Origin of the sequence: Bradyrhizobium sp. Cp5.3 (assembly GCF_000426265.1) — a bacterium.
GTDB classification, from domain to species: Bacteria; Pseudomonadota; Alphaproteobacteria; order Rhizobiales; family Xanthobacteraceae; genus Bradyrhizobium; species Bradyrhizobium neotropicale.
The window spans coordinates 193,724-212,434 of record NZ_AUFA01000008.1; the positions used below are offsets into that span (position 1 = coordinate 193,724).

Genomic DNA, 18,711 nt, shown 5'->3' on the forward strand with positions numbered 1-18,711 from the left:
TAACGGGCGGACAAGCCACCCTATTTATGGTAATCGGATTCATCACATCACGCCCTGAATGGGCCTTCCACGGAGACTTTCGACCGTGCTGAACAAGTTCGGCCCCTCGGGCCATGGCGAGGCGCAGGTACAATATCTCGACGGCGACTTCCGCGTGATCTCGCCGGGGACCTATGTGCGCTGCGCCGTGACGGACACGAGGATTCCGCTCGACGAGCTGAAATACTGGAGCGTGGACCTGCAGGAGGCCTACGCCACTCCAGCCGCAGTGTTGCAGCGGCATTTTCCCGGCGCGCTGAAGCCGCAGCCGTAAGGCCGCCGCCGCCCGCCTATTGTTGCTCCGCGCCATCCATACCCACGCAGCTTTTGACGAAAGTCTTCCGGGGCTCGCCGACGATCTTCTGATCGATCGCCTGCTTCAGGCAATCGAGCCGCGCCTGGGCCATGCAGAGCTGCATCTGGTCCCGCTTGTCCTGCCCCTTCAGGTTCTGCGTCGAGCTGAGACAGGTCACGCGCTTGGTCGCGGGAACCGGCACCGTCGCGGTCGGCGCGGCGGGTGCGGCTGCAGGCGGTGAAGGCGTCTGGGCAAAGGCGGACGCAACAATCAGACACATAAGGCTGGCAACAACGGTCGCGGACGGCAGTTTCATGGAACTCTCCTGATCGAACTTAACTCGATAGGAGTCTGGCGATGAATGTCGGGTGAATGATCGTCGTCACGCTGGCGAAGCCCCTCCTGCGTCGCCCTGGCGAAAGCCAGGGCCCATCCCTTGACTGTCGATGTGGCGCAGAGCCGGTGCCGCAGTGCCCCACCAAATCCGGTGGGGTCGCAGGATCACTTCAGCTCCCGCATGGTCGATGCGGCGCGCACGCCTGATGGCGTCTCGCCGAAGTGCCGGCGGAACATGCGATTGAAATGAGAAACATCACCAAAGCCGACCGCAAACGCGATATCGAGGATGGTCAAATGCAGATGCTGCGGGTCGGTCAACATCGCGAAGGCACGCTCGAGTCGACGTCCTGCAAGGTGCTCGGTGAATGACTTTCCGGTCCCCTCGAGCAAATTTTGCACGTATCGCCGCGACATACCGAGCGCCCCGGCGACATTGTTCAGATCGAAACTGGGATCGCTGAAGCGTTGCGCGACCTCCGCCAGGATCGCCTGCAACTTGGCTGCCTTCACACCACGCTCCGCAACGATGTTTGCAGCTTCGGCGGTCGGCCCGAGCGTCGCGGCCACGAGATCGAGGAGATGTGCGCCGACGGTGGAGGCCAGTTTTGATGACGGAGGCTCCTTGAAGGAGGCGAGCGACCGCAGGTAGCGGTCGAGGAGTCTAAGCGCCGGTCCGGAACGCACCGGCCGACCGGATAGATCCTCCGGGTGCGCAACCAGAGACCTAAGGGCCGCAGCCTGCACGGTCACGAATCTGACGTTGCCGCCACGCGGCCCAAATACTCGCAGCGGCCTTCCCCGGTCGACCAAACAAGCGGAGCCGGCATCATGGACATGGTCCTCGCCGGCATTTGCAAACTGGACCGGTCCAGCCTCGACGATGTTCAGTCCGAATTGGTCACGGCTATCCTTGAGGTGGTGTTTGTGACGGATAAACTCCACCGGCGTGGCGACAAGGCGACAAACGCCAACCGCGCCGAGCTGCAGATGGGTGACGTCGATACGCGGGCGGCCGCCGCTGTGATCTATCACGTCCAAGGCGAGGTTCAGCCGCGCAAACTCCTCACGGAACGTGGAGGACCGCGCGCGCTCCGGCAGCATCTCGGTCGACCATCGCACGAGGTGAGATGACGTTGGCATTTCGGCCTCCCGTTCTGGGGGCCAGCCCTCGGGAAATCATATCGGACCGCGCTTCGCTGCTGTGTGAAATGGATTACAAAGGGGGAGGCAGGCTGCGCGACATGACCGCGCGCGCCTCCGCTGCGCGCTGCGCGCGATGAGTTGGCGCGCCCGCCGCGCAGATTGTGGCGGGCAACGAGACCGCAGCCTCCTTCACTTGCGAGAACAACCAGCCCTATCGTCGCCAGCGACGATGCCCGTGGTCATGTGCGAGCTCCGAAAACATATGCCATCTCGTGCACGCGCCGATCAGGGGCACGCGGCCTGGCCGGGATCCCTGCCGGCGCAGCGAACCCCACGTGGCGAATCGCCGAAGCGAGCTCGGAACAAGCGATTGAAATGCGAAACATCCGAGAAGCCGACCTCCAGGGCGATGTCGGAAATCAGCTGCGCGCTGACGCGCGCCTCGGTTAGCAGCTTGAGAGCAAGTTGGAGACGCAACTCGTTCACGTGCCCGGTGAATGATGACCCTGATGACGCCATCAGGCGCTGCAGATAGCGAGGTGAGATGCCTTGGCAACGGGCGACCGTCTCGACGCTAAGTCCTGGGTCCTGAAAGTGTGCCGCGATGTAGTCGAGTACGGCGCTGTGGCGCGCGGCCACGACCGCGCTCGCATCGCTCTCGCCCAGGGGCGCGCACTCGCTGACTGCGAGCGCCACGAGATCATGGATGTGAACCATGACCGCATCACGCAGCTTGGGGGCGGCCAGAGCCCCCTCCTTGAATGCCGACTTCAGATAAGCCATCAGGAGACGAAGCGCTTCGGTTCGGCAGGAAATCAGCCGCATGGCGAGGCCTTCAATGTCCGTCACGCGCTGTGCAAGCGCGTCGCGCGGCACGGCCAGACCGAACAGTAATCCGTCAACATAGGTGACGGTGACGGGCTCCGAATGCAGAATTCCGATTGCGTCGCCGGCGCAAAGCCCAATGTCCCGGCCGCGCTGCGAGAGCTGACTTCTGCCGGGTGAGCCGACGATGAGACCGATCGAGTCATCACCATCAGCAATGCTCGCCTGCAGGCGCTTGAAGCGCATGGACGAGCCTTTCAGTGCGAGCGTGCGCAGACCCGGGATCGCTTGCAGCGTTGCGTCGGCCTGAAACGGAACGTTCGATATCGGCTCGATATCGACGTGAACTATCCCTCGCACAAAGCTCTCGCGCCAGAGCGGAAGTCGCATGCGCTCCGGAAGCTCGCGCGACGAGAATCGATGCGATACGAAATCGGCTGCGTCCGTAGACATGGGGACCTCCAGCCTTGACAAAAACATCGGGTTGAAATGCTGCGACAGGCCGCTGTCGGTATCCGTATTTTGCAATTCGCGCACCACGCCGTCTTCGTAAAGGTGCGCAGAACTCCAAGAAGTTACATCACTTGCCTGCTAGTCTCATTCACCTGTGAGCAATACTATTGTGAACTGGCTCACGTAGCGGCCAGAAAATTACGCCTACACGGATTGCGAGAGTCGCGGTGCAGAAAATCTCCTTTAAGAGGAGACAAGCGTGATGGCTCTATCTCAAATTGCTGCCATCGGATCCGATTTGAACGTCCCTGGCAGGGTGCAAGCGCAAATCCATCTTTACGACGTCGTTCGCGATTGATCGAACTCAACGGTCCGCGACGCAAACGTTCTGCAGCACTGGATGTCCCCTGATACCGATTTCGTGGCGTTCCTTGGCCGCCACATCGTCATCAGAGTTTGTCGGGCAAAAATTACTTTCCGGCACCGTTCGCTTTTACCGCCGGCTGGAATGCTCGAAATCTATCACGCGGGATGTCAACGCTGTTGATCAAGCGAGGGTTCGATCATGTCCACCATAGTCGACATGCTTTACCGTGAGTACTGCCGCGCCCGCCTCGCCGAAATGCGAAAGCAGCTCTCCATACCGGTTGCCGGTGACGACACCCTGCGAGAGCCGTGGGAGGACGGTGATACTTCCGACTCCGGCGATCAGCACAGCGGCTGGGCGACGAAAGAACCCCGGACCATCAGGTAGCTGGGGCGCGCAACCGCATCGCCTGGTCGGAGACCCGCTCGGCCCGCGCAAGTCCCCGAGCATCCGTACGTCTCATCGACCTACCTCCGATGAGGGCATGCGCGCACGCCGTGCAGGTCAACAGATGCTTGATAGAACTCACACCTCGAAGCGATTGATCGGCGAAACTCCGCCGGAGTTCCGCGGGGCCGGCCGCGACCTGCGCATCGATGTCTGTCGGGGGATCGCGCTGTGGTGGATATTCCTTGACCATGTGCCCAACAACATCGGAAGCTGGCTGACACCGCGCAATTACGGCTTCTGCGATGCCGCCGAGATATTCATGTTCATCTCGGGCGTGACCTGTGCGCTGGCCTACGGCAGGACACGTCAGCGCGACGGCTGGAGCGGCATGATCGGCCGTTCGCTGCGGCGGGGATGGGACATTTACGCCGCGTTTCTGCTGCTCACGCTCGCTTGCGCCGTCCTCGTCTACCTCACGGGCAGCGATGATCTTGCCGACCATAGCAATACGCGAATTCTGTTCGAGCAGCCGGGGGCGAGCCTTGCGCACGCCGCAATCCTCCAATATCGCCCTGTCAACACCGACGTCCTGCCGGTTTTCGTGATCTTTCACGTGTTGTTCGCGCCGCTGTTGTGGCTGCTGCTGCGAGCACCAAACGTGACGCTGGGCCTTTCGCTGGCGCTTTATGCGCTCGTGCACGTCTTCGGCTGGAGCGTTCCAGCCTGGCGCAATAGCGTCTGGTTCTTCAATCCGCTGGCCTGGCAGCTTCTGATCGTGCTGGGCGCTTGGTGCGTCATCGAGGGAGAGAAATTCCGGCCGTGGGTGATGTCGCGCCCGGCGCTTGTTCTTGCCATTCTCTATCTGGTTTTCAGCCTGGTCCTTGCACTGAATTGGGGCATCAAGCCACTGGTCCCGCAGGCATTGACGGACCTGGTATTTCCATTGGACAAATCCAATCTCAGTCCGTTGCGGCTGCTGCATTTCCTGGCTCTCGCAGTTGTGGCGCTGCGGCTCATTCCCCAGGATTGGCGAGGGCTATCGTCGCCGGTGCTGCGCTGCGCGGGGTGCTGTGGCGAGAATTCGCTGCCGATCTATTGTCTCGGCGTCCTTCTGGCGCTCGCCGGCCACCTTACGCTGCTCGACATCTCGGCGGGGCTCGCGATGCAGATCCTGCTCAGTCTTGCTGGAATTCTGATGATGATCGCCGTCGCGAGGCTGCTGCACGCAATCAACAACAAGCGCTCGCGGCAGCCCCAGCGGACGCAGACGGACGAGACGGTCTCGCCGACATTCTCGAGCTGTCAGGCCGACGGAACGCTTTGGCCCGGGACCAGGATCACATCACATTAATCGCTTGGTGAATCTCAGCGGCGTGCGAACCGTCGCTCGCGCGCCTTGTAGAGATGGTCGCTCATCAGGCCGCGGAGCGCTGCGCGGTCGTCGAACTCGAGCTGGACCGCGAACGGCACTATGTCATCAGGCACGCCCGCGCTGCCGCGCAAGCGGGCAAGATCTTTTTCGGTGGTCACAAGCGTGAGCTGCTCGCGCCTGGCGTCGGCGACAAGCGCGGCGATCTCGGCCTGCGAGAACATGTGGTGATCGGCGAAGGGACGCGTGCGCGCGACGTCGATGCCGCTGGCCTGCAGGGTGCGGAAGAAGCGCCCGGGATCGCCGATGCCGGCGAAGGCGAGGACCTGCCTGCCGAAGAGCTGAGCGACGGACGCGGCATCCGGCTTCAGCCGCGCGCGCAGCACCGGCCTGTCCCGCGCGACGATCTCCGCCGCGACATCGTCGGCGGCATGGCCATCGCCGATCAGCACCAGCGCGTCGGTGCGCGCGAGCTGCCCCTTCAGCGGCGCGCGGAGAGGGCCGGCGGGGAACACCTTGCCGTTGCCGAGGCCGCGCTCGCTGTCGATCACGATCAGCGAAGCATCCTTGGTGATGTGCGGATTCTGAAAGCCGTCATCCATCAGGATGACGGTCGCGCCTTGCGACCTGGCCAGCGCCACACCGTCGAGGCGGTCGCGCGCGACCGCGACCGGCACGTCACGCACCATCATCAGGGGCTCGTCGCCGACATCGGCCGCGCTATGACGTGCGCGATCGACCATCACCGGACCCTTCAGGCGTCCGCCATAACCGCGGCTGAGCACGACCGCTGTCTCGCCGAGCTCGCGCAACAGCTTGGTCAGCGCGAGCACGGTCGGCGTCTTGCCGGCGCCGCCGACATGGTAATTGCCGACGCAGATCACGGGGATGCCGGCGTCGAAGCCCTTGCGCGCCATGCGCCGCGCGGTGATCGCGCCGTAGAGCGCGCCCAATGGCTGGAGAAGATGCGACTTCGGGGAACGTGGCCGGTACCAGAAGGCCGGCTCACGCATTGGCGGCTCCCATCTCGATCCGCAGTTGCAGCAGATACGGCTCGAGCGCCGCCATGGTGCGATCGAGCGCACCGCCGAGTTCCTCGACCACGCCGGTGCCAGCGCGCTGCATTCTGTCGCGCACCGCTGGATCGGCCAGCAGCTGGCCGAGCTGCTTCACCAGAGCTTCCTGCGTCTCCGCCTGCCGCGTCCCGCCGCTTCCGTCGAGCGCCGCGTAGACGTCGGTGAAGTTGAAGACGTGCGGACCATGGACGATCGCAGCGCCAAGCTTGATCGCCTCGATCGGGTTCTGCCCGCCATGGGGGATCAGCGAGCCGCCCATGAACACGATCGGCGAGAGGCGGTAGAACAGGCCGAGCTCTCCCATGGTGTCGGCGACGTAGATGTCGGTCGTGGCCGTCGGCAGCTCCTCGCGCGAGCGCAGGGCCGGCGTCAGGCCCGAGGCCGTGATCAGGCCGGCGATCGAGGAGCCGCGATCCGGATGGCGCGGCACGATTACGGTCAGGAGCTGCGGAAAGAAGCCGACGAGGCTGCGATGCGCCGCCACCAGCATCTCGTCCTCGCCCGGATGGGTCGAGGCCGCGACGATGATCGGACGGCCCCGCGTCATCGCCATCAGGCGCTCGAGCTTGGCGGGATCTGCGGGCGGCGCCGGCACGTCGAGCTTGAGATTGCCGGTGATGACGACGTCGCGGCCGCCAAGCGTGGCAAAACGCTCGGCGTCGATCTTCGATTGCGCCAGGCAGATGTCGAAGCGCGACAAGAGCGCCGAGATGGTGCCGTGCATCCGCCGCCAGCGCGGGAATGAGCGGTGCGACATCCGCCCGTTGATCAGCACCATCGGCAAGCGGCGCGCCGCGCCGGCCAGGATCAGGTTCGGCCACAAATCGGATTCGATGAACAGCGCCAGCGATGGCTTCCAGTGATCGAGGAAGCGCGCGACATAGCGCGGGGAATCGTACGGCACGTATTGATGGATGACGTCGGGCGGGAAACGCTTGGCCACGACGGCGGCCGAGGTCACGGTGCCTGAGGTGAGCAGGATGCGCAGGTTGAGATCGCGCAGCCGTTCGATCAGCGCCGCCGCAGCCAGCACCTCGCCGACGCTCGCGCCATGGATCCAGACCAGCGGCCCGTGCGGCCGCACGTCCCGGGACAGGCCGCGCCGTTCGCCGACGCGCGCGGGGTCTTCCTTGCCCTGCTTCAGCCGCCGCTTGATCAGCGCAGGCGCGAGCGGCACCAGGCCGGAAGCCAGGCGCCTGTACATCCGCAGCGTCATCGGCAGCGAACTAGGCAGCGACTTAGGCATCTTGGGGTCCCGGGCGGCCGAGTTGCGCATAGGCGCGACGGGTCGCTTCGTTCAAGGTGTCCTCCAGATCCTGCCGCAGCGCTTCCATGGTGGCCGCGTCGGCGTCCGGAGGGACGTGGATTTCCTTGATGCCGACCAGGGCGCCCCGTCCGAATGGCAAATTGATGGTGGTGCGGTCCCAGTTCTTCAGCCGGATGAAGCGACTGGTCGCCATCGCGAAAGGCATGATCGGCCGCCCCGATTCCCGTGCGAGCATGATGATGCCGAGTCCGGCCACGCGCGAGCGCTTCGGGACATCGGCGGTCAGCGCGACATTACAACCGTCCTGAAGCGTGCGCACCATCTCCTTGAAGGCGCCGACCCCACCTTTGCGGTGGAAAGCCCCGCCATGATCGCCGGAACCGCGGATCGTGCCGATGCCGAGCCGCTCGGCGGCGATGGCGTTGAACTCGCCGTCGCGGTGCCGGGAGATCAGCACCCTGGCCTTGTACCAGTCCTTGTTCTTGATGAACGGGGTGAGGAAATGCTGGCCGTGCCAGAAGGCGAAGATCGCAGGGATCTGCGGCTCGACGCGAGCGTAGACGTCAGGCGGATCGAACGTGAACTTGTTGGTCCGCCAGACCAGCCGCAGATATTCGGCCGCCAGGATCCCGACGGCACGCTGAAACCAGCTGCTCCGCAGCGTATTGCGAAGCAGTCTCTTCAACGTGCCGGCTTCGATTCTTGATTCGGGTCGAGCAGCCGGTGGAGATGGACGATGAAATAGCGCATCTGCGCATTGTCGACCGTGCTCTGCGCCTTGGCCCGCCAGGCGGCGTGAGCGGTCGCATAGTTCGGATAGAGGCCGACGATCTCGACGTCGTCGAGATTCTTGAACGTGTTGTGCTCGAGATCGACGAGCTCGCCGCCGATGACGAGATGCAGCAGTTGTTGCGGGGCACTATCTGACATGGATTCTCTTCCTAACGGACTGCCCGGCAAGCAGTATTCGACAAGCACAGCGGACGCGCTTCAGGGCAAGGGGCGGTTTCGAAAATGCGCGACGATGCTCGCATGACGATCCAGGCCCGCTGCCACCAGCACCCCGTGCGCCACTTCCCGGCGGTTATAGAGGAGGGGTTCTCCGGAGAGGTCGCTCATCCTACCATCCGCTTCCTGCACGATCAAATCCGCAGCCGCAAGATCCCAATCATGGCTATTGCCCCCCGCAAAAGCCGCATCCAGCGCGCCGTGGGCGACCCGGCACAGCCGAAGCGCCAGCGAACCGATTCGCGGATGCAGCTTGATCTCGCCCGGTGACGGCTTGAGCCGCTCGACCAGCGGTTTCGGGCCGGCCACGCGGGAGAAGTCGAGCTCGGCCCCTAGCCTCGCCCGCACGCGCCTGTCGTTGAGGGTCGTGCCCTGCCCGCGCGCGGCGAAAAAGAACTCGTCGCTGGTCGGCGCGAACACCGCAGCGAGCACGGGCGAGGCCCCCTCGACCAGCGCTACGCTGACGCACCAGTCGTCATGGCCGCCCAGATAGTTGCGCGTGCCGTCGATGGGATCGACGACCCAGACCAGGCGCCGCGACAGCCGCGCCTGGTCATCGGCGCTTTCCTCCGACAACCAGCCATAATCGGGCGTCGCGCCGCGCAAGCGCGCTTCGAGGAGATCGTTGACGGCGATGTCGGCTTCGGAGACCGGCGAGGACGCGCCCTTGATCCACTTCTTCAGCTCGGTGCCGAACATCGACAGCGCGAGCGCGCCCGCTTCCCGCACCGTGTCTTTCAGCAGCGCCGCGTCGCGGGCCAGAATGGTCTCGTCCAGGGAGTTCGCGTCAGCGTCCGCCAAGCGTCAAACCCTCGATGCGCACCGTCGGCGCATTGATGCCGTAGCGGAACTCGAGGTCGCTGGCGGGCTGCATCGACTTGAAGATCTCGAACAGGTGCCCTGCGATGGTCACCTCGCTCACGGGATAGGTGATCTCGCCGTTCTCGATCCAGAAGCCGGAGGCGCCGCGGCTGTAATCGCCGGTGACGCCATTGACGCCGGAGCCGATCAGATCGGTGACGTAGAAACCCTGCTTGATGTCGGAGATCAGCTCGGCCGGCGTCGGCGTGCCGGCCTCGAGATGCAGATTGTACGGCCCCGGCGAGGGCGAGGACGACACGCCGCGATGGGCATGGCCGGTGGTCGCAAGGCCCAGCTCGCGCGCGGTCGCGCAATCCAAAAGCCAGGTCGTCAGCACGCCCTCGTCGACCAGCGCCTGTCTCTTCACGGCGACGCCTTCCGCATCGAAGGTCTGCGAGCGCAGGCCGCGCTTGCGCAGGGGATCGTCGATGATGCGGATGTTCCTGGCGAAGAGCTGCTGACCGAGCTTGTCCTTCAAAAAGCTCGTCTTGCGCGCGATCGACGCGCCGTTGATGGCACCGACGACATGGCCGACCAGCGAGCCCGCCACGCGCGGATCGAACACGACCGGCACCTTGCAGGTCTCGACCTTGCGCGGATTGGAGCGCTTCACCGTACGCTCGCCGGCCGAACGGCCGACATATTCGGGCGACAGGAGATCCGAGGCATGCGGCGCCGAGGTGAAATCATAGTCGCGCTCCATGCCGGTGCCTTCGCCGGAGATCGCGGTCGCGGAGATGCCCTGGCTCGAGCGCAGATAAGAGCCATGGAAGCCGGTGCTGGTGACGAGCACCATGCCGCCGATACCGGCGGAAGCCGACGCGCCGCCGGACTTGGTCACGCCCTTCACGGCGATCGCGGCCGCTTCCGCTTCGAGCGCACGCCGCTCGAGCTCGGTGGTCGCCGGCACGTTGGGATCGAGCAGGTCGAGATCGGGGAAGTCGCGCGCAAGCAGCGCGGGATCGGCGAGCCCGACATATTTGTCGACTGGCGCAACGCGCGCCATCGCCACCGCACGCTCAGCGAGCTTGGCGACGGCATCGCCGCTGACGTCGTTGGTCGACACCACCGCCTGGCGCTGGCCGACCAGCACGCGCAGCCCGACATCGTCGCCCTCGGAACGCTCGGATTCCTCGACGCGGCCGTCACGCACCTCGACGCCCTGCGAGATGCCGCGCACCGCGACCGCATCGGCGGCGTCCGCGCCGGCGCGCTTCGCCGCATCCACCAGCCGCTGCGCGAGATCCGACAGCTGAGACTGATCGAACAGGTCGCGGCCAGACTTGGAGGAATCCTTGGGCGAAAGCGTCGAGCTTGCGGATGGTGAAGAGTTCACGAACGAAATCCTGTTGGGGGCGGGTTCGAGGGCCGAGGGGCCGAACCCACCAGATGTGCCCGATTGGAGCGGACTTCAAGCATTTTCGGCCCGCCGAAAGCTCAGATTCGCGGCAGCGCGGCAACGTCTCGTCAATCATGCGCGCCAAGGTCTTGTCAATCATGAGCGGCAGTGACGGGGGGTTAACCAGCCTTTTTAAGCGGTTTCCGAAGCTTCCCGCGCTAAGGTCCTCGCATCGACCGGGAACATAATCCCGGCGGGGAGACTAAAGCCGTGAGGCGTCAAACAGCAACATGCGGGGTCGCTCCCGCCGGGTCGAGCCGCGCATTGCGGCTCGACCCTCTTTCCCTTCCGGTCCGCTTCGACGCGCACGATCCGCGCGCCGACGGCCACACCAGACAGATCGAGCTTCATCGCGAACGCGTCGTGCTGCGCCGTGCGATCCGCGGCATGCAGATGGCGGTCAACGTCCGCGTCAGTGATTTCACCGGCATCGCATTGCGCGGCGATGACGAGGCGCAGACGCTCGTCCTGGTCCACCGCGATCCCTCGCTTTCCATTCCGCTGCTCGTCAGCGCCGATGGCGACGAGATCCTCGAAGCCTGGGCGACCTGGAGCGAGATCTTCGCGCTGCCGCAGCTCGACGAAGGCACGCGCGAGCCCGCGCCGCGGCGCCGCCGATGCAACGCCATCCGCGCCCGCCGTCCGAAATTCCTGATGCGCCGCCGCGCCGGCATTGCGCGCGAGCTTTCCATTCATCGCGACGAGCGCGAGATCATCGCAAGGAACTGAGCAAGGTTTTGGTAGGGTGGGTTAACCGAAGGCGTAACCCACCTCTTTTGTGTCCGCAGAAACAGACAGTGGTGGGTTACGCTTCGCTAACCTACCCTACGAGTTCTACACTGCCCGCATCACCGCGTCCGCGAGCAACCCCGCAAACAATAGCAGCCCCGCATCGCGGTTCGATTTGAATAGCCGCAAACAGAGCGCAGGATCGTTGATCCTGAGCCGCATGATCTGCCAGACCAGATGCAGGGCGAAGGCCAACAGCCCGAGCCAGGCCGGCCAGCGCGCATCGCCAGATGCCAGCGCGATGCCGATCAGCATCACCGCGAGCCCGTAGAACATGATGAGCGCCTGATGCGTGTGCGCGCCGAACAGGCGCGCGGTCGACTTGATGCCGATCAGCGCATCGTCCTCGGTGTCCTGGTGCGCGTAGATGGTGTCATAGCCGATCACCCAGGCGATCGCGCCGGCATAGAGCACGAGCGCGGTCACATCGATGCGGGCGAAGGTGACGGCAAATCCCATCAGGGCGCCCCAGGAGAAGGCGAGGCCGAGCACGATCTGCGGCCACCAGGTGATGCGCTTCATGAAGGGATAGATCGCGACGATCACGAGCGAGGCGATCCCGGTCAAAATCGCGAAGCGGTTGAACTGCAGCAGCACGACGAGCCCGATCAGGGCCTGCGCGACCAGGAAGATCAGCGCCTGCGTCACGCTCACCTGCCCAGAGGGCAGCGGCCGCGAACGCGTACGCTCGACCCTGGCATCGAGGTCGCGGTCGGTGATGTCGTTCCAGGTGCAGCCGGCGCCGCGCATCACGAAGGCGCCGATGAAGAACAGGACGATGATGAGCGGCAGGCGGCCGATGTCGTGCGCCATGCCGGCGGCGAGCGCTGCGGACCACCAGCACGGCATCAACAGAAGCCAGGAGCCAATCGGACGATCGAAGCGGGACAGCCGCAGGTAAGGCCGCGCCCATTGCGGCGCGACCGTATCCACCCAGTTGCCGGTGGAATCGGCAACGCGGGCGGAAGCATCACTCATCGGGTCAGAACGTTGCCGTTGAGCGTGTCGAAGGTGCTGCCGCCCTTCTTGCCGGCATTGGCCTCCGGCACCGAAGCCGAGGAGCCGAGCACCTCGCTCAGCGAGGGGCCGGCCGGTCCGCGCGGACCACCCTGCTGCATCTGCTGCGCCACCATGCAGACCTTCTTCTGCATGTTTTCGGTATTCTTGTGCCCGGCCTTCATCTGATCGCCGATCTGCGGCGGGATTCCGCATTTGGCGGCGTGGCTCTCGATGTACTTGATCATCTTGACCTCAGCCTGGCTGAAGTTGCCGATCAGCTTGCAGGCCTCGTCGGGCGGGGCGTGACGGTCGCTCGCGGCCTTGATCAGCTTGCCGCGCTTCTCGGCCTCCTCACGCAAGGGGATGAAGGCCTTCATGCATTCCTCGCCGGGACCGCTCTGCGTCGGCGGCGCCGCGCTGAACGCACCGCCACCGCCGACGGGAGCCGCGCCGTTCGCGGGGAAGGATGATTGCGGCGCCGTGCCCACGGAGGCGACTGGCGCCGAACCGTTGACCGGCGGAAAGGCGGAATCGGAAGTCGCGGCCTGGCCGGGCAGTGGCGCCGGGAAGGCGCCTTGCGCATAAGCTCCTGCGGCGCCCATGGTGACCATGGCGGCAATGATCGGAACCATCAAACGACGGATCATGAAGGCTGTCTCTCCGGCGGGAGCTACGGGGTTCGGCGTCTTCCTAATTGAAGCGCAACCAGCGTGTTCGCGTTTTTACGATTCCCGCCGCCGCTTAACAACCCGTCGAATTGGGCAAGAGCGCGGCGCCGGGACGCACCGTGGGGGCAATAATTACCCCCGAAAGCGCTGCTTTCGGTTAAGAACGGCGGCAAATCGGACCTTGAGCAATGCCCTCCCACGATTTTCGCGCCCCCCGCCTGTTTGTCGACGCCCCCCTAGCGCAGGACGCCAGGGTCGCGCTCGACCGCGACCAGAGCAATTATCTCGGAAATGTGCTCAGGCTCGGCGCCGGCGCCTCGGTCCTGGCGTTCAACGGGCGTGACGGCGAGTGGCAGGCCGCGATCGAGGGCCGGAAACGCCCCGACAGCCTGGTGATCCTGCAGCAGACCCGCGCGCAGGACACCCTGCCCGACCTCGCCTATGTCTTCGCGCCGCTGAAGCACGCCCGGCTGGATTACACGGTCCAGAAGGCCGTGGAGATGGGCGCCGCCACCCTGCAGCCGGTGCTGACCCGGTTCACCCAGGCCTCGCGCGTCAACAGCGAGCGCATGCGCGCCAATGTGATCGAGGCGGCCGAGCAATGCGGCATCCTGAGCCTTGCCTCCGTGACCGAACCGGTGGCGCTCGAGCGCTTTCTAAGCCAGCGCGAATCAAGCCGCCTGCTGGTGTTCTGCGACGAGGCAGCCGACGTCGAGAACCCGATTCGCGGCCTTCAGGACGCGCGCGAGGCAGGGCACGGCATCGACGTGCTGATCGGTCCCGAAGGCGGCTTCGCCGAGGAAGAGCGGGCGCTGCTGTTGCGGCAGCCCAAAATCCTGCGGCTGGCGCTCGGCCCCCGGATCCTGCGCGCCGACACGGCCGCGGTCGCGGCTCTGGCGCTGGTCCAGGCGGTGCTGGGCGATTGGGGCGGCGGATCGGTCTAATTAGTTTCCGCGGGCACGCTCTGTAAGCCTCAGGCAATCCCGACGCGGAAGCATCCCCACCCCAGCCCTCCCCCGCAGGCGGGAGAGGGAGCGCACCTGTTTCGCGGCCGCAAGCGGGCCGGTCGAATCCCCGCCAGCCATGTGCATTGGCCGAACCGTTAAGCGATTGATCCTTTGGAGGTCGAAACCGCCACCCGGCCATGCTAAGGGGCTGCGCCAACGCCCCTTCCCCCTTTTCCGCCCGGGTCCACCGGGACGATGGGACCTGAGATGACCGCGACTGCCATCCCGAACGCTGCTGGCTCCGCCTGGGCGGATACGCTGCTCCTGTCGTTCGCGCAGGCCGGCTACCTCAGGGCCGAGCCCGCCATATTGCAACCGGCCGAACCGTTCCTGGACCTCTCCGGAGAGGACATCCGCAAGAGCCTGTACCTCACGACGGACCTGACCGGGGAGGAGCTCTGCCTGCGTCCGGACCTGACCATCCCGGTGGCGCGCGACTATCTGTCCTCCGGCCGCGCCGGCCAGCCGGCCGGCTTCAGCTATCTCGGTCCGGTATTTCGCTACCGCAACGGACAGCCCAGCGAATTCCTTCAGGCCGGCATCGAGTCCTTTGGCCGCCAGGACCGCGCCGCGGCCGACGCCGAGATGCTGGCGCTGGCGCTGGAGGCGACCGCGGCCTTCGGCGTGAGCGACGTCGAAATCCGCACCGGCGACGTGGCGCTGTTCAACGCGCTGCTCGATGCGCTCGACCTCTACCCGGTCTGGCGCCGCCGCCTGGTCAAGGACTTCAACCGCAAGATCAGCCTCGAGCAGGACCTGGAGCGCCTCGCGCACGCCACCACCGCGACCCGCAGCGAATATGAGGGCGTGCTCGCCGCGCTCGCCGGCTCCGACCGCAAGGCGGCGCTTGCCTTCGTCACCGACCTGATGTCGATCGCCGGCACCACGAATGTCGGCGGCCGCACCACGGCCGAGATCGCCGACCGCTTCCTCGAGCAATCGACGCTGAAGGGCGGCGCGCTGCCGCGCGAGGCGCTCGCCGTGCTGAAGCGCTTCCTGGCAATCTCGGGCAATCCCGACGACGCCATTGCCGAGCTGCGCGCACTCACCACTGAAGCAAAGCTCGACATCACGGCCGCGATCGACCAGTTCGAAAGCCGGATTGGCTTCATGGCGGCGCGCGGCATCGACGTGAAGCAGACGCGCTTCTCGACCGCGTTCGGGCGCGGGCTCGATTACTACACCGGCTTCGAATTCGAACTGCATCACAGGGGCAACGGCGCCGAGCCGCTGGTCGCCGGCGGCCGCTATGACGGGCTGATGACCCAGCTCGGATCGGTCGCGCCGATCCCCGCCGTCGGCTTCTCGGTCTGGGTGGATGCGCTGACCCGGATCGGCCGCAAGGAGCTCAAGTCATGAGCGCGCCATTCGTCCTGGCCGTTCCCTCCAAGGGCCGCCTTCAGGAAAACACCGAGGCCTTTTTCGCCCGTGCGGGCCTCAAGCTGTCGAAGGCCGGCGGCGCCCGCGACTATCGCGGCACGATCGCAGGCCTCGACAATGTCGAGGTCGCCTATCTCTCGGCGAGCGAGATCGCCTCGCAACTGGCCCGCGGCTTCGCGCATCTCGGCGTCACCGGCGAAGATCTGGTGCGCGAGAACATCGCGGACGCCGACACGCGCGTGTCCCTGATCGAGGGGCTCGGCTTCGGCTACGCCGACGTCGTCGTCGCCGTGCCGCAGGCCTGGATCGACGTCCGCACCATGGCCGACCTCGACGACGTCACCACCGGCTTCCGCGAGCAGCATCACATGCGGATGCGGGTCGCGACCAAGTTCATCAACCTCACCCGCGCCTTCTTCTCGAGCCACGGCATCGTCGACTACCGCATCGTCGAAAGCGCCGGTGCGACCGAAGGTGCGCCGGCGGCCGGCGCCGCCGAGCTGATCGTCGACATCACCACGACCGGCGCGACGCTCGCCGCCAACGGATTGAGGGTGCTCGACGACGGCGTGATGCTGCGTAGCCAGGCCAATCTGGTCGCCTCCAGGGACGCCGACTGGTCGCCGCAGGCCCGGGAGACCGCGCGCGTCATCCTGGATCACATCGCGGCGCGGGCGCGGGCCACCAAATACCGCGAGGTCCGCACCCGATTCCGCCAGTGCGACGCCGCCCTGCTCGGCGAAGCTCACAGCCGGTTCGGCGTCGAAACCCCGTTCGGCGGGCCGACCTCGTCGGGCATGCTCACGTTGCACTGCCCGCCGGGCCAGCTCTATGCGCTCGCGAGCTTCCTGCGCGACCATGGCGCCGAGACGGTGTCGGTCGGTTCGCTCGATTACGTGTTCGACCGGGAGAACCCGCTGTTCGCCAAGCTCGAGACATTCCTGCGGCGGTGAGCCCCGGGGTTCATTCAGCGTAGCGACAGCAAGCGGCAGCTACCATATGCTGTTTGGAACAATTGAAGGTCTCTGGAACCTTGATCGATGACGCTCGGCTCTGACGTTTCCACCCTGACGACCACCGTGGCCAACGCCGCGGCGAAAGGGCTGTCGATTGTCGTCCCCGTCTACAATGAGGCCGCGGGACTTTCGATCCTGCACGAGCGGATCTGCGAGCTCGCCAGGACCCTGCGGCAGCGCTACCGCCTGTCTTGCGAGGTCGTCTATGTCGACGACGGCAGCGCGGATGCGACGCTGTCGATCGCCCGCGCACTGCCCGCCGACGCGCTCGACCTCCAGGTGGTCTCGCTGTCGCGCAATTTCGGCAAGGAGGCGGCGCTGATGGCCGGCCTCGATCATGCCCGCCGCGGCGCCGTGATGTTCATGGACGGCGACGGCCAGCATCCGCCGGCCCTGGTCGAGCAGCTCGTGCGGCACTGGATCGAAGATGGCTACGACGTCGTCTATACCGCCAAGGCACATCGCGACAACGAGACCTTCCTGCGGCGGCTCGCCGTGCACGGCTTCTACGCGCTCATCAACTGGGGCGCGCGCCAGAAGATCCCCGAGGACGCCGGCGACTTCCGCCTGCTGTCACCGCGTGCGGTGGCAGCACTCAGGCAGTTGCCGGAGCGCAACCGCTTCTTCAAGGGGCTCGCAAGCTGGATCGGTTTCCGCCAAATCCGCGTCGACTACGAGCCGGCGCCGCGCACCCATGGCGTGACCACGTTCAACGCCGCACGCCTGCTCGGCCTGTCGATCGAGGGCCTGACCTCGTTCTCGGTGGCGCCGCTGCGCTTTGCCAGCCTGCTCGGCGTGATCCTGGCAGGCGGCGCCTTCCTGTTCGGCCTCTCGATCCTCTGGGAGGTCTGGACCACCGGCAAGCAGGTGCCCGGCTATCCCTCGCTCGTGGTCGGCCTGATGACGATCGGCGGCGTGCAGCTCATCATGATCGGCATTGTCGGCGAATATATCGGCAAGATCCTGTCCGAGCTGAAGGCGCGCCCGATCTACTTCGTTGCCGAGCACAGCGAGAAGCGCTTCGAGGCCGACACGGCCGACGACGCCTCGAAGAGGACGGCGGCCGAATGAGCGAGGCCGCGACGCCGCGGCGGATCTGGCTCTGCGCCGACGACTATGGCATCAGCCCCGGCGTCAACCGCGCCATCCGCGATTTGATCGAACGCGGCCGCCTCAACGCCACTTCGGTGATGATGGTCGGTCCCGCGATCGACCACGGCGAGATCGACGCGCTGAACGCCGCAGCCAAGAACAGCCCGCGTTGCGCGATCGGATTGCACGTGACGCTGTCGGCGCCGTTCCGGCCGCTCACCATGCATTTCCGTCCGCTCGACGGCGACATGTTCCTAGGCTTTCCGAAACTGCTGCGCGCAGGCCTTGCCCGGCGGCTCGACCGCGAATTCTTTCGCAATGAGGTGAAGGCGCAGCTCGCGGCCTTCGCGGAAGCCTTCGGCCGCGCGCCGGATTTTGTCGACGGCCATCAGCATGTGCAGCTCTTTCCGCAGGTGCGCGACGGCTTTGTCGATGCGGTCAGCGAGGTCGCGCCAAAGGCGTGGGTGCGCCAGGGCGGCCGCGACCTGCCGCTGGCGCAACGGCTGGCTTCGCCCAAGGCGCTGGTGCTCGATGTCCTCAGCGCGCAATTCCGCCAGCGCGCCCGCCGTGCCGGCCTCGGCTTCAATCCCGGCTTCGCCGGCGCCTATGACTTCACGCGGGCCGCCGATTTCGCCGCGCTGATGCAGCAATTCATCCAGGGCCTGCCGGATGGCGGCCTCATCATGTGCCACCCCGGCTTCGTCGACGATGTCCTCACCAGCCTTGACCCGATGACGGATGTGCGCGAGCGCGAGCATGCCTATCTCGCCAGCGACGCGTTCCCGCGCCTGCTTGGGTCAAGCAACGTGACATTGGCGTGAAACGGCCGAAGGCAGGCTGCCGGGCAGCTTGTCGCATACGGAAATTTAATCCGCAGGCCACTGTTGGGGCCACATTGGAACCCTACATCTTCGACGCGCATGTTTCGC

General features: G+C 65.5%; 19 protein-coding genes. 8 read left to right on the forward strand and 11 right to left on the reverse strand.

Annotated elements, in window-relative coordinates; all coding sequences use genetic code 11:
* Positions 1 to 85 precede the first annotated feature (85 nt).
* Positions 86 to 313, forward strand: coding sequence for a DUF2093 domain-containing protein (locus K289_RS0113145; RefSeq protein WP_027551939.1), 228 nt, complete (start codon positions 86 to 88; stop codon positions 311 to 313).
* A 16-nt stretch (positions 314 to 329) separates the two neighbouring features.
* Here the strand turns inward: K289_RS0113145 and K289_RS0113150 are convergent, their stop codons facing one another.
* The 3 genes from K289_RS0113150 to K289_RS0113160 form a co-directional block, all read right to left on the reverse strand.
* Complete coding sequence (locus tag K289_RS0113150; protein WP_027551940.1) at positions 330 to 650, reverse strand: hypothetical protein; 321 nt, start codon at positions 648 to 650, stop codon at positions 330 to 332.
* A gap of 185 nt (positions 651 to 835) precedes the next feature.
* Positions 836 to 1,774 carry an AraC family transcriptional regulator gene (locus K289_RS48610; RefSeq protein ID WP_198024698.1) on the reverse strand — a complete coding sequence of 313 codons (939 nt, stop codon included), beginning with the start codon at positions 1,772 to 1,774 and terminating at the stop codon, positions 836 to 838.
* Positions 1,775 to 2,101: 327 nt separating this feature from the next.
* Entirely contained in the window at positions 2,102 to 3,181 is a 1,080-nt protein-coding gene (locus tag K289_RS0113160; protein WP_245283906.1) for an AraC family transcriptional regulator, read from the reverse strand.
* 791 nt (positions 3,182 to 3,972) lie between these two features.
* On the opposite strand from K289_RS0113160, the gene K289_RS44325 reads away from it, so the two are divergent.
* Entirely contained in the window at positions 3,973 to 5,202 is a 1,230-nt protein-coding gene (locus K289_RS44325; protein ID WP_051310564.1) for an OpgC family protein, read from the forward strand.
* 14 nt (positions 5,203 to 5,216) lie between these two features.
* On the opposite strand, the gene lpxK is transcribed toward K289_RS44325, so the two are convergent.
* From lpxK to K289_RS0113200, 6 genes are read right to left on the reverse strand one after another with little or no spacing between them, the layout of a single operon-like run.
* Complete coding sequence (gene lpxK, locus K289_RS0113175) at positions 5,217 to 6,233, reverse strand: tetraacyldisaccharide 4'-kinase (RefSeq protein WP_027551942.1); 1,017 nt, start codon at positions 6,231 to 6,233, stop codon at positions 5,217 to 5,219.
* On the reverse strand, positions 6,226 to 7,572 hold the full coding sequence (locus K289_RS0113180; protein WP_027551943.1) for a 3-deoxy-D-manno-octulosonic acid transferase: 1,347 nt from the start codon (positions 7,570 to 7,572) through the stop codon (positions 6,226 to 6,228). The genes lpxK and K289_RS0113180 overlap by 8 nt, the downstream gene beginning before the upstream one ends.
* A complete protein-coding gene (locus K289_RS0113185; protein WP_027551944.1) occupies positions 7,535 to 8,248 on the reverse strand; it encodes a lysophospholipid acyltransferase family protein in 714 nt (237 codons plus the stop codon). The genes K289_RS0113180 and K289_RS0113185 overlap by 38 nt, the downstream gene beginning before the upstream one ends.
* Positions 8,245 to 8,493, reverse strand: a complete 249-nt coding sequence (locus K289_RS0113190; protein WP_027551945.1) for a DUF4170 domain-containing protein — start codon at positions 8,491 to 8,493, stop codon at positions 8,245 to 8,247. The genes K289_RS0113185 and K289_RS0113190 overlap by 4 nt, the downstream gene beginning before the upstream one ends.
* 60 nt (positions 8,494 to 8,553) lie before the next feature.
* Entirely contained in the window at positions 8,554 to 9,372 is an 819-nt protein-coding gene (locus K289_RS0113195; RefSeq protein ID WP_027551946.1) for a 3'(2'),5'-bisphosphate nucleotidase CysQ, read from the reverse strand.
* Positions 9,359 to 10,768: a TldD/PmbA family protein gene (locus K289_RS0113200; protein ID WP_027551947.1), complete on the reverse strand. Its 1,410-nt coding sequence runs from the start codon at positions 10,766 to 10,768 to the stop codon at positions 9,359 to 9,361. The genes K289_RS0113195 and K289_RS0113200 overlap by 14 nt, the downstream gene beginning before the upstream one ends.
* A 273-nt stretch (positions 10,769 to 11,041) precedes the next feature.
* On the opposite strand from K289_RS0113200, the gene K289_RS0113205 reads away from it, so the two are divergent.
* On the forward strand, positions 11,042 to 11,560 hold the full coding sequence (locus K289_RS0113205) for a DUF6101 family protein (RefSeq protein WP_027551948.1): 519 nt from the start codon (positions 11,042 to 11,044) through the stop codon (positions 11,558 to 11,560).
* Positions 11,561 to 11,665: 105 nt separating this feature from the next.
* Here K289_RS0113205 and ubiA read toward each other — a convergent pair whose 3' ends face one another.
* Together ubiA and K289_RS0113215 are read right to left on the reverse strand one after the other, a co-directional pair.
* Positions 11,666 to 12,598: a 4-hydroxybenzoate octaprenyltransferase gene (ubiA, locus tag K289_RS0113210; RefSeq protein WP_027551949.1), complete on the reverse strand. Its 933-nt coding sequence runs from the start codon at positions 12,596 to 12,598 to the stop codon at positions 11,666 to 11,668.
* Positions 12,595 to 13,266, reverse strand: coding sequence for a hypothetical protein (locus K289_RS0113215; RefSeq protein WP_027551950.1), 672 nt, complete (start codon positions 13,264 to 13,266; stop codon positions 12,595 to 12,597). Before K289_RS0113215 ends, ubiA begins: the two co-directional genes overlap by 4 nt.
* 209 nt (positions 13,267 to 13,475) lie before the next feature.
* On the opposite strand from K289_RS0113215, the gene K289_RS0113220 reads away from it, so the two are divergent.
* From K289_RS0113220 to K289_RS0113240, 5 genes are all read left to right on the forward strand, one after another.
* Complete coding sequence (locus K289_RS0113220; RefSeq protein ID WP_027551951.1) at positions 13,476 to 14,231, forward strand: 16S rRNA (uracil(1498)-N(3))-methyltransferase; 756 nt, start codon at positions 13,476 to 13,478, stop codon at positions 14,229 to 14,231.
* Positions 14,232 to 14,501: 270 nt separating this feature from the next.
* Complete coding sequence (locus K289_RS0113225; RefSeq protein ID WP_027551952.1) at positions 14,502 to 15,653, forward strand: ATP phosphoribosyltransferase regulatory subunit; 1,152 nt, start codon at positions 14,502 to 14,504, stop codon at positions 15,651 to 15,653.
* Entirely contained in the window at positions 15,650 to 16,627 is a 978-nt protein-coding gene (hisG, locus tag K289_RS0113230) for an ATP phosphoribosyltransferase (RefSeq protein WP_027551953.1), read from the forward strand. The genes K289_RS0113225 and hisG overlap by 4 nt, the downstream gene beginning before the upstream one ends.
* Positions 16,628 to 16,714: 87 nt before the next feature.
* Positions 16,715 to 17,761 carry a glycosyltransferase family 2 protein gene (locus K289_RS0113235; RefSeq protein ID WP_027551954.1) on the forward strand — a complete coding sequence of 349 codons (1,047 nt, stop codon included), beginning with the start codon at positions 16,715 to 16,717 and terminating at the stop codon, positions 17,759 to 17,761.
* Positions 17,758 to 18,603 carry a ChbG/HpnK family deacetylase gene (locus tag K289_RS0113240; protein ID WP_027551955.1) on the forward strand — a complete coding sequence of 282 codons (846 nt, stop codon included), beginning with the start codon at positions 17,758 to 17,760 and terminating at the stop codon, positions 18,601 to 18,603. The genes K289_RS0113235 and K289_RS0113240 overlap by 4 nt, the downstream gene beginning before the upstream one ends.
* Positions 18,604 to 18,711 lie beyond the last annotated feature (108 nt).

Bases quoted from the DNA above. Each gene is read 5' to 3' on its own strand.
- K289_RS0113150 (WP_027551940.1), bottom strand. From the start codon at position 650: ATGAAACTGCCGTCCGCGACCGTTGTTGCCAGCCTTATGTGTCTGATT.
- K289_RS48610 (WP_198024698.1), bottom strand. From the start codon at position 1,774: ATGCTGCCGGAGCGCGCGCGGTCCTCCACGTTCCGTGAGGAGTTTGCG.
- K289_RS44325 (WP_051310564.1), top strand. From the start codon at position 3,973: ATGCTTGATAGAACTCACACCTCGAAGCGATTGATCGGCGAAACTCCG.
- lpxK (WP_027551942.1), bottom strand. From the start codon at position 6,233: ATGCGTGAGCCGGCCTTCTGGTACCGGCCACGTTCCCCGAAGTCGCAT.
- K289_RS0113180 (WP_027551943.1), bottom strand. From the start codon at position 7,572: ATGCGCAACTCGGCCGCCCGGGACCCCAAGATGCCTAAGTCGCTGCCT.
- K289_RS0113190 (WP_027551945.1), bottom strand. From the start codon at position 8,493: ATGTCAGATAGTGCCCCGCAACAACTGCTGCATCTCGTCATCGGCGGC.
- ubiA (WP_027551949.1), bottom strand. From the start codon at position 12,598: ATGAGTGATGCTTCCGCCCGCGTTGCCGATTCCACCGGCAACTGGGTG.
- K289_RS0113215 (WP_027551950.1), bottom strand. From the start codon at position 13,266: ATGATCCGTCGTTTGATGGTTCCGATCATTGCCGCCATGGTCACCATG.
- K289_RS0113220 (WP_027551951.1), top strand. From the start codon at position 13,476: ATGCCCTCCCACGATTTTCGCGCCCCCCGCCTGTTTGTCGACGCCCCC.
- K289_RS0113225 (WP_027551952.1), top strand. From the start codon at position 14,502: ATGACCGCGACTGCCATCCCGAACGCTGCTGGCTCCGCCTGGGCGGAT.
- hisG (WP_027551953.1), top strand. From the start codon at position 15,650: ATGAGCGCGCCATTCGTCCTGGCCGTTCCCTCCAAGGGCCGCCTTCAG.
- K289_RS0113235 (WP_027551954.1), top strand. From the start codon at position 16,715: ATGACGCTCGGCTCTGACGTTTCCACCCTGACGACCACCGTGGCCAAC.
- K289_RS0113240 (WP_027551955.1), top strand. From the start codon at position 17,758: ATGAGCGAGGCCGCGACGCCGCGGCGGATCTGGCTCTGCGCCGACGAC.